This window comes from Streptomyces sp. NPDC004065 (genome assembly GCF_044903565.1).
Lineage (GTDB): Bacteria > Actinomycetota > Actinomycetes > Streptomycetales > Streptomycetaceae > Streptomyces.
This window is the reverse complement of sequence record NZ_JBJDQT010000011.1, coordinates 166,138-179,068: the sequence shown is the minus strand read 5'-3', so window position 1 is coordinate 179,068 and position 12,931 is coordinate 166,138. Positions and strand designations below refer to the sequence as shown.

Genomic DNA, 12,931 nt, shown 5'->3' with positions numbered 1-12,931 from the left:
ACCCGTACGGCGGGTACGGCTCGGCGCGGGAGGACGGCGAAGGCCGAAGCGTGAAGGGTGAAGGGGAAAGGGAAACGCGGAGGGGGGCTCTGCGGCCCTAACGCATTCGCTTGCTCACGGAAGGCTCCTCGACGACCAGGACCCCTGGTTTCGCGAGGGGTCCGCGCTTGCCGCAGACCTCGCTGCCTGCGACCTGGTCCTCACCCGGGGCACCCCGCCACGGACGGAGGGTTGCCGGACAGCCGGCCGGGGCCGAATGGCTGTCGCTCATGACCTGGTTCCGTATCCTGCCACACGATCTTCGGTGCGCAAGGCGGAGTCCGGATCGTGGACCCCGCCCCGCGTCGCACCGTACGCGCCGGGAGGGCTCAGGCGTTGCTGGCCGCGACCCAGCGGTCCAGGGTCCGCCGGGCGGCCCCCGAGTCGATCGACTCCGCGGCGCGCTCCATCCCGGCCCGGATCCGCTCCACGAGCGTCCCGGGGCCCGGCTCCAGGGCCACCAGGGCGGCCGCGGAGTTGAGCAGGACGGCGTCCCGCACGGGGCCCCGCTCGCCGTCCAGCACCCGCAGGGCGACCTCCGCGTTGTACGAGGCGTCGGCGCCCCGCAGGGCCTCCACGGGCACCAGCTCGATGCCCACGTCGCGCGGGTCGAAGCTCTCCTCGGTCACCTTGCCGTCCCGCACGGTCCACACCCGTGACGTGGACGTGGTCGTCAGCTCGTCGAGCCCGTCGTCACCCCGGAAGACCAGGGAGGAGTTGCCGCGTTCGGCGAAGACGCCGGCCACGATCGGCGCCATGCGCGGGTCGGCGACGCCCACCGCCTGCGCCCGCACCCGGGCCGGGTTGGTGAGCGGGCCGAGTACGTTGAAGGTGGTGCGGATGCCCAACTGGCCGCGGGCGGCGGCCACATGGCGCAGCGCCGGATGGAACTTCACCGCGAAGCAGAAGGTGATGCCGGCCTCCTCGGCCACCGCGGCCACCCGCTCCACCGGCAGGTTCAGGTTGACGCCGAGCTTCTCCAGGACGTCGGAGGCGCCGGAGGCGGACGACGCGGCGCGGTTGCCGTGCTTGACGACCCTGGCGCCGGTGCCGGCCACGACGATCGACGACATGGTGGAGATGTTCACCGTCTTGGCGCCGTCGCCGCCGGTGCCGACGATGTCGACGGTGGCGCCGGGCACCTCGATGACGTTCGCGTGCTCGTACATCGCGCGGACCAGGCCGGTGATCTCCTGGACCGTCTCGCCCTTGGCGCGCAGTGCCACCGCGAAGGCGGCGATCTGGGCGTCGGTGGCCTCCCCGCGCATGATCCGGTCCATCGCCCAGGCGGTGTCGTCCGCGCTCTGGTCGCGGCCCTCCAGCAGTCCGTTCAGCACGGCGGGCCAGGAACGGCCCGCCGCGGTGTCGCCTCCAGCGGGGGTCACAGCGCTCATAAGCCGCTCCTGGGTGGGTGTCCCGCACTGCGGGACGCGGGTCTCGGATGTCTCCACCCTATCCAGCCCGGGGCAGCAGGAAGGGCCCCGTCCGGGGTTCGGACGGGGCCCTTCCTGCTGTGGCGTGGCGACACTCAGCGGTCAGTGATCAGTGGCCGTGGCCGCTCGTGATCTCCCGGTACTCCTCGACGGTCGGCTTGGGGATCTGTGCGTCCTCGCCGTAGTACGCGTTGCTGAGCTTGGCGCGCAGCTTCTCCGAGCCCTTGACCTTGCGCTCGACGCCGTTCTCGTCGACGGTCGGGCCGATCTCGGCCGGCTTGTACTGCTCGTGCGCCGTGAGGGTGTAGAGCTGCTCCTGGCTGAGCGGCTCGTGGACCTCGATGAACTCACCGTGCGGCAGGCGCTTGATGATGCCCGACTCGCGGCCGTGCAGCACCTTGTCCTTGTCCCGGCGCTGGAGGCCGAGGCAGATCCGCTTGGTGACGATGAACGTGAGGACCGGTACGACGAAGAAGGAGATCCGTACGAACCAGGTGATCGCGTTGATCGACAGGTGGAAGTGGGTGGCCCACAGGTCGTTGCCGCCGCCGATCAGCAGCACGAAGTACCAGGCGATCCAGGCCGCGCCGAAGGCGGTGCGGGTCGGGGCGTTGCGCGGGCGGTCCAGGATGTGGTGCTCGCGCTTGTCGCCGGTGACCCAGGCCTCGATGAACGGGTAGACCGCGATGGCCACCAGGACCAGCGGGAAGATCACCAGCGGGACGAACACGCCCAGCACGAGCGTGTGGCCCCAGAAGTTGATCTCCCAGCCGGGCATCGTGCGGATCAGGCCCTCGGAGAAGCCCATGTACCAGTCCGGCTGGGCGCCGGTGGAGACCTGGTCCGGGCGGTAGGGGCCGATGGCCCAGATCGGGTTGATCTGCGCGATCGCCGCGATGGCCGCGATGACACCGAAGACCAGGAAGAAGAAGCCTCCGGCCTTGGCCATGTAGACCGGCAGCAGCGGCATGCCGACCACGTTGGTGTTGGTCTTGCCGGGGCCCGCGAACTGCGTGTGCTTGTGGTAGAAGACCAGGATCAGGTGGGCCACCAGCAGGCCCAGCATGATGCCCGGCAGCAGCAGGATGTGCACCGAGTAGAACCGCGCCACGAAGTCGTGGCCGGGGAACTCCCCGCCGAAGAGGAAGAACGACAGGTACGTGCCGACGATCGGCACGGACAGGATCGCGCCCTCCATGAAGCGGACACCGGTGCCGGAGAGCAGGTCGTCCGGGAGCGAGTAGCCGGTGAAGCCGGTGAACATGCCCAGGACGAACAGCAGGAAGCCGAACAGCCAGTTGACCTCACGCGGCTTGCGGAACGCGCCGGTGAAGAACACGCGCATCATGTGCACGAACATGCCGGCCAGGAAGATCAGCGCGGCCCAGTGGTGGATCTGCCGGATGAGCAGGCCACCGCGCACCTCGAAGGAGATGTGCAGGGTCGAGTTGAACGCCTCGCTCATCAGCTGTCCCTGGAGCGGGACGTACGAGCCGTGGTACGTGACCTCGTTCATCGACGGGTGGAAGAACAGCGTCAGGTACACACCCGTGAGGATGATGATGATGAAGCTGTAGAGGCAGACCTCACCCAGCATGAACGACCAGTGGTCGGGGAAGATCTTGCGCATGTTCGACTTGGCCAGGGAGTAGATCCCCAGCCGGCCGTCCGCCCAGTCGGCGAGGCGCTCGCCGGCCGGCGCCGGTCCGCGCGAGCGTCCCGCGGCGGCGCCGCCGGACGGAGTGGTGTTGCTCGCTGAAGTACTCATCCGCGCTCCCAGAATGCAGGACCGACGGGCTCCTCGAAGTCGCCGAGCGCCTGGAGGTAACCCTCGCTGTCCACGCCGATGCGCAGTTGCGGCAGGGCGTGGCCGGCGGGGCCGAAGATCACTCGGGCACCGTCGGAGAGGTCGAAGGTGGACTGGTGGCACGGGCACAGCACGTGGTGCGTCTGCTGCTCGTACAGGGAGATCGGGCAGCCGACGTGGGTGCAGATCTTCGAGTACGCCACGATGCCCTGGTGGGACCAGTCGAGTTCGCGCTTGTCCTTGATGTTCTCCGGCTGCAGCCGGACGATCATCAGGGCGGCCTTGGCGATCTCCTCCTGGAAGTCCTCGGCGTTGTCCTCCAGGCCGTCCGGCTTGGCGAAGGTGAGCGAGCCCACGGCGACGTCCTCGGGGCGCAGCGGCAGGTTGGTGTTCATGTTCACCAGTCGCTTGCCCTTGGCCCACAGCGTGTGGCGCAGGCTGTCGTGGGGCAGTGGACCGAGGTCGCGCAGCAGCACGAGACCGGAGAGCGGCACCAGGGTCAGCGCGCCGAACATCGTGGTGCGGATCAGCTTGCGGCGGCCGATCCCCGACTCCGCGGCGCCCTGCTTGAAGTCCGCGTGGACCTTGGCACGGAGCTCGGGGGACGCCTCGATCGGGTGGCGCTCGTCGGCGACCTCCACGTCGGACATCAGGGTGCGGGCCCAGTGGACCGCGCCCGCGCCGATGGCGAACAGCGCCACGCCGAGGGTCAGGCCCAGCGCGAAGTTCAGCGCGTTGATGTGCCCGATCGGGAAGACGAAGATCGACTTGTCGTGCGGGATCGTCACGTACGAGGCGATGAAGCCGACGGTGGCCAGCATCGAGATCGTGAACAGCAGGGCGACGGTGCGCTCGGACCGCTTGGCGGCCCGCTCGTCGACGTCCTGGATCCGGGGCTCGTGGGGCGGCAGGCCCGGGTCGGCGAACGGGTGCTTCTCGTCCGCCACCGAGACTGCGCCGTGCCGGTGCTCGGCGGCCTGCTCAGCGGGCAGGTTCTCTTCTGGAATGTCTTGGCTACTCATGACTTCTTGGCCTTTGCGGTCCGAGCGGCGACCCAGACGGCGACCGCGATCAGGGCACCCAGTCCGAAGATCCACGCGAACAGACCCTCACTGACCGGCCCGAGGCCGCCCAGCTCGAGACCACCGGGGTTCTCGGTCTCCTCGCCGTTGACCGCGTTCAGGTACGCGATGATGTCCTTCTTGTTCTTCTCCGTCAGCGTGGTGTCGGGGAAGGAAGGCATGTTCTGCGGGCCGGTCTGCATGGCCTCGTAGATGTGCTTGGGGCTCACACCGGTCAGCTCCGGCGCGAACTTGCCGTGCGTCAGCGCACCGCCCTTGCCGGTGAAGTTGTGGCACTGGGCGCAGTTCGTGCGGAACAGGTCGCCGCCCTTGGCGGCGTCGGCGCCCTCGGGGCTGTACTGGTTCTTCGTGGGCACGTTCGGGCCGGCGCCCAGGGAGGCGATGTACGCGGCGAGCTGGTCGATCTCGGCCTGGTTGTAGATGACCTTCTTGCGCGGGACCTGCGCGCCCGGCTGCTGGGCCGGCATGCGGCCGGTTCCGACCTGGAAGTCGACCGCGGCGGCACCCACGCCCACGAGGCTCGGACCGTCAGTGGTGCCCTGGCCACCGGTGCCGTGGCAGCTGGCGCAGCCCACCTCGTAGAGCTTCTTGCCCTCCTCGATGGTGAGGGACTGGGCGGTGTCGTCGGCCTTCGCCTTGCTCGCGGGCGCGAACGCGGTGTACAGCCCCCCAGTGGCCGCCAGCGCGAGGAGTAGGACGACGACCGCCGCCAGCGGATGGCGTCGTCGTGCGGAGAGCTTTTTCACGGATTACCCCGGTGTCAGGATCTTCTGCGTCGATGCTTCAGGACTTGGATCGGTTCGTCGGCTACTTGATCAGGTAGATCGTGGCGAAGAGGCCGATCCACACGACATCGACGAAGTGCCAGTAGTAGGACACGACGATGGCCGCGGTCGCCTGTTCATGGGTGAACCTGCGGGCCGCGTAGGTGCGGCCGAGGACCAGCAGGAAGGCGATGAGACCGCCCGTCACGTGCAGGCCGTGGAAGCCGGTGGTCAGGTAGAACACCGAGCCGTACGGGTCGGAGGACAGCGAGATGCCCTCCTCCTTCACCAGGCTCGTGTACTCGTAGATCTGGCCGCCGATGAAGATCGCGCCCATGACGAAGGTGACGATGAACCAGCCCCGGAGCTTCTTCACGTCACCGCGCTCGGCGGCGAAGACGCCGAGCTGGCAGGTGAGCGAGGAGAGCACCAGGATCGTGGTGTTCACCGACGAGAAGGGGACATTGAGGCTGTCCGCCATCTCCTTCCAGTGCGCCGGACCCGTCACCGATCGCAGGGTGAAGTACATCGCGAAGAGGGCCGCGAAGAACATCAGCTCGGAACTCAGCCAGATGATGGTTCCGACGCTGGTGAGGTTCGGCCGATTGACCGACGGGTGCGCGTGCCCGGTTTCTACTGTCGTTGCTGTCGCCACGACCGACATTATGTCGGTCGCTTATCCCGCCCTCACCCCGGGGGGTGCCGTTCGGAGTGTCTGTGGGCCGTGTCCAGCCCGTATGGCCCATCGAAGGGATGTTCAAGGCGCTGTTGACCAGGACGGGGAGGGAGTAGCATCCGCCGCATCGGTACCCGGAAGTTCCCGAAGTTCCCGACCAACGACGCGGAGGAACAATGCAGGCGACCGCCACGGTGCTGGTCTACAGCGACGACGCACGCACCAGGGAGCAGGTGCGGCTGGCCACCGGTCGCAGGCCCTCTCCGGACGCCCCCCTCGTGGAGTTCGTGGAGTGCGCCACCCCCGCCGCGGTGCTGCGGGAGCTGGACCGGGGCGGCATCGACGTGTGCGTGCTGGACGGCGAGGCCGTGCCCATGGGCGGCATGGGGCTGTGCCGGCAGATCAAGGACGAGGTCTTCCAGTGCCCGCCGGTGCTGCTGCTGATCGCCCGGCCGCAGGACGCCTGGCTGGCGACGTGGAGCCGCGCGGACGCGGCGGTCGCGCTGCCGGTCGACCCGGTGGAGTTCGCCTCGGCGCTGTCCTCCCTGCTGCGGCACAAGGCCCTCAGCGCCTGAGCCCCGCCGGGCCCGCACGGCCCGCGTCCCGGGACGGCCCGCGGCCGTGCGGACGCGGGCCGGCGGGGCTCAGGGCTCGGGCCGTGCGGGCGCGGGCTGTCCGGGCGCGGGCCGTGCGGGCCCGCTCGCCGGTGCGCCCCGGCCCAGACGTCAGACGCTCTGCGGGCGCAGACGGGCCTCATGGGCCTGGGGGGCGGCGTCCGGGGAGGCCGCGGTCAGGGCGCTGCCCGCGAGCCACTTCGGCCAGGGCAGGTTCCAGTCGCCGAAGCCGTTGTCGAACAGCTCCATCGGCTGGCCCTTGGAGTTGACGACCTGGACCAGGTCGCCCTCCTGGATGTTGTCGAAGAACCACTTGGCGTTGGCCGTGCTCATGCCGGTGCAGCCGTGGCTGACGTTGGCGTAGCCCTGGGAGCCCACGGACCAGGGCGCGGCGTGCACGAACTCGCCGCTCCAGGTGACGCGGGTGGCGTAGTAGACCGGCAGGTCGTACGAGTCCGAGGTGCCCTCGGCGATGCCGACGGTGGAGCTCTTCATCCGTACGAAGTACTGCTTGCCCAGGACGACCTTGACGCCGTTGCGGGTGTCGAAGCCGGGCTTGCCGGTGGTGACGGGGATCTGCTTGATCTTCTGGTCGTTGCGGAAGACCGTCATCTGGTGGGTGGCCGCGTCCGTGAGGGCGACGACGCGGTCGCCGGTGGTGATCGTCAGGGGCTTGGCGGTGCCGCCCCAGAGCCGGTCGCCGATCTTGATGTTCTCCAGGTTGCTGCGCACCTCGATGGTGGCGTTGGCCGGCCAGAAGTCCTGCGGCCGGTAGTGCAGTTCCTTGTCGTTCACCCAGTACCAGGAGCCCTCCACGGCGGGCGTGGAGCGGACCTTGAGGGCGCGCTCCACGACGGCGCGCTGGGCCTTGTCCCGCACGGGCTGGTCCAGGGCGGCGGTGATGGGCTCGCCGACGCCGTAGGTGCCCGCCTCCGGCCCGAACGTCACGTTCAGGCGCTGGTGCATCACGGGCTTGGTGGTGTCGAAGGCGAGGACCTTGCGGCCGGGTGCGCCGTCCCCGTTCTCCGTGCTCACCCGGACCGTGTAGTGGGCGCCGGCGGCCAGGGGGGAGGTGCTGTGCCAGCGGCTGCCGTCGGCGGACAGCTCGCCGGAGACGTAGCGGCCGATGGAGTCCACGGCCGTGACGTCCGTGATGCGCCCGTCGGAGCCCTCGGCGGAGATCTCCAGGGGCTTGTCCGGGTCGGCCTTCTTCCCGGCGTCCGTGGGGCCGTTGAAGGAGATCTGGTCCGCCGCGTCGTACGGGGTGGCGGCCAGTGGGTTGCCGTCCCTGCCGCAGGCGGTGACGCCCCCGCCGAGGGCGGCGACCAGCAGGGTGCAGGCGGCGACGGTGCGGGTGCGCGGAGTGGTGGTGCTCATGACTGCACGCTAAGTAGCTCCGTCAACTCCGGCACCACGGGTCGTCCATACGGGGGAATCCCGGGAGCGTGACCTGCGGCGAAAAGAGGGAACCCGGACCCTCCTGACGGAAGGCCCGGGTTCCCCGGGTTGCCTCTGGCCCGCTACTGGGTGCGGTTCTCACCGCGGTAGTACTCGAAGACCCAGCCCCACAGGCCGATCAGGATGACCGGGGCCGCGAAGTACAGCAGCCACCAGCCGACCGCGACGCCGAGGAAGGCCAGCGCGCCGCCGACGCCCAGGGCGAGCGGCTGCCAGCTGTGCGGGCTGAAGAAGCCCAGCTCGCCCGCGTCGTCCGCGACGTCGGCCTCCTTGTTGTCCTGGGCACCCGCGTCGACCCGCCGGGCGGTGAAGCCCAGGTAGAAGCCGACCATGATGCTCAGGCCGAAGGCCAGGAAGAGCGCCGTCGTACCGGCCGGCTCCTTCGACCAGACACCGTAGGCCACGGCCACGATGAGGAAGAAGAAGCTCAGCCACATGAAGAGCTTGCCCTGAATCCTCACTTGCCGGCCTCCTTCTCACCCGCGAGGACCTTCTGACCGTGGCCCGCGTTCTCGAGCTGGTCGAGCGCGGCGATCTCGGGGTGGTGCAGATCGAACGCCGGGGATTCGCTGCGGATCCGCGGCAGGGTGAGGAAGTTGTGGCGCGGCGGCGGGCAGGAGGTCGCCCACTCGAGCGAGCGGCCGTAGCCCCACGGGTCGTCGACGCCGACCGGCTTGCCGTACTTGGCCGTCTTCCAGACGTTGTAGAAGAACGGCAGGATCGACAGGCCGAGCACGAAGGAGAAGATCGTCGAGATCGTGTTCAGCGTGGTGAAGCCGTCGGCCGCCAGGTAGTCGGCGTACCGGCGCGGCATGCCCTCGACGCCCAGCCAGTGCTGGATGAGGAACGTGCCGTGGAAGCCGATGAACAGCATCCAGAACGTCATCTTGCCCAGGCGCTCGTCGAGCATCTTGCCGGTGAACTTCGGCCACCAGAAGTGGAAGCCGGCGAACATCGCGAAGACGACGGTGCCGAAGACCACGTAGTGGAAGTGCGCCACCACGAAGTACGAGTCCGAGATGTGGAAGTCCAGCGGCGGCGAGGCCAGGATGACGCCGGTCAGACCACCGAAGACGAAGGTGATCAGGAAGCCGGTGGTCCACAGCATCGGCGTCTCGAAGGACAGCGAGCCCTTCCACATGGTGCCGATCCAGTTGAAGAACTTCACACCGGTCGGGACCGCGATCAGGAAGGTCATGAAGGAGAAGAACGGCAGCAGCACACCACCGGTGACGTACATGTGGTGCGCCCACACCGTCACCGACAGGCCCGCGATGGCGATGGTCGCGCCGACCAGGCCCATGTAGCCGAACATCGGCTTGCGGGAGAACACCGGGATGATCTCGGAGACGATGCCGAAGAACGGCAGCGCGATGATGTACACCTCGGGGTGGCCGAAGAACCAGAAGAGGTGCTGCCACAGCAGCGAGCCGCCGTTGGCCGCGTCGAAGACGTGCGCGCCGAACTTGCGGTCCGCCTCCAGGGCGAACAGCGCCGCCGCCAGCACCGGGAAGGCCAGCAGCACCAGGATGCCGGTGAGCAGCACGTTCCAGGTGAAGATCGGCATGCGGAACATGGTCATGCCCGGGGCGCGCATGCAGATGATCGTGGTGATGAAGTTGACCGAGCCGAGGATCGTGCCGAAGCCGGAGAAGGCCAGACCCATGATCCACAGGTCGCCGCCGACACCGGGCGAGTGCACCGCGTCCGACAGCGGGGCGTAGGCGAACCAGCCGAAGTCGGCCGCACCCTGCGGGGTGAGGAAGCCGGCCACCGCGATCAGCGAGCCGAACAGGTACAGCCAGTAGGCGAACATGTTCAGCCGGGGGAAGGCCACGTCCGGGGCGCCGATCTGCAGCGGCATGATCCAGTTCGTGAAGCCGGCGAACAGCGGCGTCGCGAACATCAGCAGCATGATCGTGCCGTGCATCGTGAACGCCTGGTTGAACTGCTCGTTCGACATCAGCTGCAGACCGGGCCGGGCCAGCTCGGCGCGCATGAGGAGCGCCATCAGGCCGCCGATGCAGAAGAACGCGAACGAGGTCGCCAGATACAGCGTCCCGATCGTCTTGTGGTCGGTGGTCGTCAGCCACTTCACCACGACGTTCCCGGGTTGCTTGCGCCGGACCGGCAGCTCGCTCTCGTAAGAGCCCTCAGCCGCCGCGGCACCCTGAGGTTCGTTGAGGATGCTCACAGGTTGTTCGTCTCCCGGTTCTTCTCGTGGCTCGTCTGCGCGATGCCGGCGGGAACGTAACCGGTCTGCCCCTTCTTAGCGAGGTCCTTGAGGTGCTGCTGGTAACGCTCGGGCGAGACGACCTTCACGTTGAACAGCATCCGGGAGTGGTCCTGGCCGCAGAGCTCGGCGCACTTGCCCCGGAAGGTGCCCTCCTTGCTGGGGGTCACCTGGAAGGCGTTGGTGTGGCCCGGGATGACGTCCATCTTCTCCAGGAACGGCAGCACCCAGAAGGAGTGGATGACGTCGCGGGAGGTGAGGATGAAGCGGACGGTCTTGCCCTTGGGGAGCCACAGGGTGGGACCCGGGTTGCCGGTCTGCGGGTTGCGGGTACCGGGCGTGCCGAAGTCGTAGACACCGCCGGCGTCGGCCGGGAAGGCGTTCTTGAAACGGTCCGGGATCGCGAGCAGGTTCTTGTCCGTCTTGGCGTTGCCCGACGAACCGGCGACCGGCTCGATGTAGTTGAAGGCCCAGCTCCACTGGTAGCCGACGACGTTGATGGTCACGTCGGGCTTCTTCGAGAGCTCGAGGAGCTTCGACTCGTCACGTGCGGTGAAGTAGAACAGCACCGAGACGATGAGGAGCGGGACGACCGTGTACAGCGCCTCGATGGGCATGTTGTACCGGGTCTGCGGAGGAACCTCGACCTTGGTGCGGCTGCGCCGGTGGAACATGGCGGACCACAGGATCAGACCCCACACCAGGCAGCCGACGGCGAGCGCAGCCGCCCAGGAACCCTGCCAGAGGGAGAGGATCCGCGGAGCCTCGTCCGTGACGGGGGTGGGCATGCCAAGGCGGGGGAAGTCTTCCCAGTTGTACGAGCAACCGGTGGCTGTCGCCAGGACCAGGCCCGCAGTCAGTGCCTGCAGCAGCTTCCGCCGCATCGGGCGCCGCGGCGAGCGGTCGGAGCCGTTGGGACTCACGTAGCGCCTTCCCGAGAGTCTCGCCCGCGCGGTTGGCTGCGGCCTGCCTTCTCGCTGGTCGGTCGCCGCCCTGCGTCGGGCAGGGGTTTGGATGTTTATGCGGACCAAACCCTACTGGACGCCTTCCGGCGGGTCGCGGGGAGGGTGCCATACGCGCCGCGGGTCACCCCGAAGGGGTGGGAGGGGCCCGCGGCGGGCTGCGAAATGGCCGAGTTTGGGCCCGCATTGGGTGCCGGGCGCGGGCGGCGGCGGCCACCGCGGCCGCGTCATGCCCCGTCAGCCGCCGCCCGCGCCCCCTCTCCGCGCAGCCGCCCGCGCCCCTCTCCTCACCGCGCTCTCCTCATCGCCGCCCGTGCTCCTCTCCTCACCGCCGCCCGCGCTCCTCTCCTCATCCCCGCCCGCGCTCCTCTCCTCGCCGCCGCCCGTGCTCCTCTCCTCGCCGCGGCCCGCGCTCGCCCTGGGCGCCGCCCGCGCTCTCCCCCGCCGCCGCGCGGGTCGTAGCGTTGCCGTGTGGCCTACTTCGACGTCGCTTCCAGTGCTCCGCTCCACCCCGTCGCCCGGCAGGCGCTGCTGGCCTCCCTCGACGAGGGGTGGGCCGATCCCGCCCGGCTGTACAAGGAGGGCAGGCGGGCCCGGCTGCTGCTGGACGCGGCGCGGGAGGCGGCCGCCGAGGCCGTGGGGTGCCGGCCGGACGAGCTGGTGTTCACGTCGTCCGGGACCCGGGCCGTGCACAGCGGGATCGCGGGGGCGCTGGCGGGACGGCGGCGGACCGGACGTCACCTGATCGTGTCAGCGGTCGAGCACTCGTCGGTACTCCATTCGGCCGAGTCGCACGAGGCGGACGGCGGGACGGTCACCCGGGTCGCGGTGGACCGCGGGGGCGCGGTCGAGCCGGCGGCGTACGGCCGGGCGCTGCGCCCGGACACCGCGCTGGCCTGTCTGCAGTCGGCCAACCACGAGGTGGGCACCGTGCAGCCGGTCGCAGAAGTGGCCGCGCTGTGCCGGGAGGCGGGCGTACCGCTGCTGGTGGACGCGGCGCAGTCGCTGGGCTGGGGCCCGGTGGAGGGCGAGTGGTCGCTGCTGGCGGCGAGCGCGCACAAGTGGGGCGGGCCGCCGGGGGTGGGGCTGCTCGTCGTGCGCAAGGGCACGCGGTTCGCGGTCCAGGGACCGGTGGACGAACGGGAGTCGGGGCGCGCGGCCGGGTTCGAGAACATCCCGGCGATCGTGGCCGCGGCGGCCTCGCTGCGGGCGGTGCGGGCGGAGGCGGCCGCCGAGGCCGTGCGGCTGCGGGAGCTGACGGAGCGTATCCGGGCGCGGGTGCCGCGACTGGTGCCGGACGTCGAGGTGGTGGGCGATCCGGTGCGGCGGCTGCCGGGGATCGTCACCTTCTCCTGTCTCTATGTCGACGGGGAGGCATTGCTGCACGAGCTGGACCGGGAGGGCTTCGCGGTCTCGTCCGGCTCGTCGTGCACCAGCAGCACGCTGACGCCCAGCCATGTGCTGCGGGCGATGGGGGTGCTGAGCGAGGGGAACGTACGGGTGTCGCTGCCGCCCGGGACCGCCGCGGAGGAGGTCGAGCGGTTCCTCGCGGTGCTGCCGGGCGTGGTGGCCGCGGTGCGGGACAGGCTCGGGGCCCCGGCGGCGCCGTCCGCCAGGACGGCGGAGGCGGCGGACGGCCTGGTCGTCGACGCGCTCGGCAAGCGGTGCCCGGTCCCGGTGATCGAGCTGGCCAAGGTGATCGGCGAGGTGCCGGTGGGCGGCACGGTCCGGGTCCTCGCCGACGACGAGGCGGCCCGGCTGGACATCCCCGCCTGGTGCCAGATGCGGGAGCAGGAGTACGTCGGCGAGGAGCCGGCGGACACGGGCACGGCCTACGTGGTCCGCCGGCTCGTCTGACGTGCT

The 12,931-nt window shown here is 69.6% G+C and carries 11 protein-coding genes and 1 riboswitch; of the genes, 2 read left to right on the top strand and 9 right to left on the bottom strand.

All coding sequences use genetic code 11. The features are described from left to right. Positions 1 to 158 precede the first annotated feature (158 nt). Positions 159 to 275, bottom strand: a riboswitch (SAM riboswitch). A gap of 93 nt (positions 276 to 368) precedes the next feature. The 5 genes from trpD to ACI2LW_RS15040 all read right to left on the bottom strand — a co-directional run bounded on the left by trpD (position 369) and on the right by ACI2LW_RS15040 (position 5,789). Next, complete coding sequence (gene trpD, locus ACI2LW_RS15060) at positions 369 to 1,433, bottom strand: anthranilate phosphoribosyltransferase (RefSeq protein ID WP_404731616.1); 1,065 nt, start codon at positions 1,431 to 1,433, stop codon at positions 369 to 371. Between the two features lie 148 nt (positions 1,434 to 1,581). Further along, on the bottom strand, positions 1,582 to 3,240 hold the full coding sequence (locus ACI2LW_RS15055; RefSeq protein ID WP_404731615.1) for a cytochrome bc complex cytochrome b subunit: 1,659 nt from the start codon (positions 3,238 to 3,240) through the stop codon (positions 1,582 to 1,584). Further along, positions 3,237 to 4,301 carry a Rieske 2Fe-2S domain-containing protein gene (locus ACI2LW_RS15050; RefSeq protein WP_404731614.1) on the bottom strand — a complete coding sequence of 355 codons (1,065 nt, stop codon included), beginning with the start codon at positions 4,299 to 4,301 and terminating at the stop codon, positions 3,237 to 3,239. Before ACI2LW_RS15050 ends, ACI2LW_RS15055 begins: the two co-directional genes overlap by 4 nt. Further along, entirely contained in the window at positions 4,298 to 5,107 is an 810-nt protein-coding gene (locus ACI2LW_RS15045; protein ID WP_404731613.1) for a c-type cytochrome, read from the bottom strand. The genes ACI2LW_RS15050 and ACI2LW_RS15045 overlap by 4 nt, the downstream gene beginning before the upstream one ends. 61 nt (positions 5,108 to 5,168) lie before the next feature. Next, complete coding sequence (locus ACI2LW_RS15040) at positions 5,169 to 5,789, bottom strand: heme-copper oxidase subunit III (RefSeq protein WP_404731612.1); 621 nt, start codon at positions 5,787 to 5,789, stop codon at positions 5,169 to 5,171. A gap of 188 nt (positions 5,790 to 5,977) precedes the next feature. On the opposite strand from ACI2LW_RS15040, the gene ACI2LW_RS15035 reads away from it, so the two are divergent. Continuing rightward, positions 5,978 to 6,376 (top strand): hypothetical protein, encoded by a 399-nt coding sequence (locus ACI2LW_RS15035; RefSeq protein ID WP_404731611.1) that lies wholly within the window; start codon positions 5,978 to 5,980, stop codon positions 6,374 to 6,376. 150 nt (positions 6,377 to 6,526) lie between these two features. Here the strand turns inward: ACI2LW_RS15035 and ACI2LW_RS15030 are convergent, their stop codons facing one another. The 4 genes from ACI2LW_RS15030 to coxB form a co-directional block, all read right to left on the bottom strand. Beyond that, positions 6,527 to 7,792, bottom strand: a complete 1,266-nt coding sequence (locus ACI2LW_RS15030) for an Ig-like domain-containing protein (RefSeq protein WP_404731610.1) — start codon at positions 7,790 to 7,792, stop codon at positions 6,527 to 6,529. Between the two features lie 143 nt (positions 7,793 to 7,935). Then, positions 7,936 to 8,334 (bottom strand): cytochrome c oxidase subunit 4, encoded by a 399-nt coding sequence (locus ACI2LW_RS15025; protein ID WP_404731609.1) that lies wholly within the window; start codon positions 8,332 to 8,334, stop codon positions 7,936 to 7,938. Beyond that, complete coding sequence (ctaD, locus tag ACI2LW_RS15020) at positions 8,331 to 10,067, bottom strand: cytochrome c oxidase subunit I (protein WP_404731608.1); 1,737 nt, start codon at positions 10,065 to 10,067, stop codon at positions 8,331 to 8,333. The genes ACI2LW_RS15025 and ctaD overlap by 4 nt, the downstream gene beginning before the upstream one ends. After that, the gene (gene coxB / locus ACI2LW_RS15015; protein WP_404731607.1) at positions 10,064 to 11,029 is read right to left on the bottom strand and encodes a cytochrome c oxidase subunit II; all 966 of its coding nucleotides are present in this window, start codon (positions 11,027 to 11,029) and stop codon (positions 10,064 to 10,066) included. Before coxB ends, ctaD begins: the two co-directional genes overlap by 4 nt. A 510-nt stretch (positions 11,030 to 11,539) precedes the next feature. On the opposite strand from coxB, the gene ACI2LW_RS15010 reads away from it, so the two are divergent. Next, positions 11,540 to 12,925: a cysteine desulfurase/sulfurtransferase TusA family protein gene (locus ACI2LW_RS15010; RefSeq protein WP_404731606.1), complete on the top strand. Its 1,386-nt coding sequence runs from the start codon at positions 11,540 to 11,542 to the stop codon at positions 12,923 to 12,925. The last annotated feature ends 6 nt before the right edge of the window (positions 12,926 to 12,931 follow it).

Coding starts and splice junctions, on each gene's coding strand:
- ACI2LW_RS15040 (WP_404731612.1), bottom strand. CDS start 5,789: ATGTCGGTCGTGGCGACAGCAACGACAGTAGAAACCGGGCACGCGCAC.
- ACI2LW_RS15055 (WP_404731615.1), bottom strand. CDS start 3,240: ATGAGTACTTCAGCGAGCAACACCACTCCGTCCGGCGGCGCCGCCGCG.
- ACI2LW_RS15050 (WP_404731614.1), bottom strand. CDS start 4,301: ATGAGTAGCCAAGACATTCCAGAAGAGAACCTGCCCGCTGAGCAGGCC.
- ACI2LW_RS15030 (WP_404731610.1), bottom strand. CDS start 7,792: ATGAGCACCACCACTCCGCGCACCCGCACCGTCGCCGCCTGCACCCTG.
- trpD (WP_404731616.1), bottom strand. CDS start 1,433: ATGAGCGCTGTGACCCCCGCTGGAGGCGACACCGCGGCGGGCCGTTCC.
- ACI2LW_RS15035 (WP_404731611.1), top strand. CDS start 5,978: ATGCAGGCGACCGCCACGGTGCTGGTCTACAGCGACGACGCACGCACC.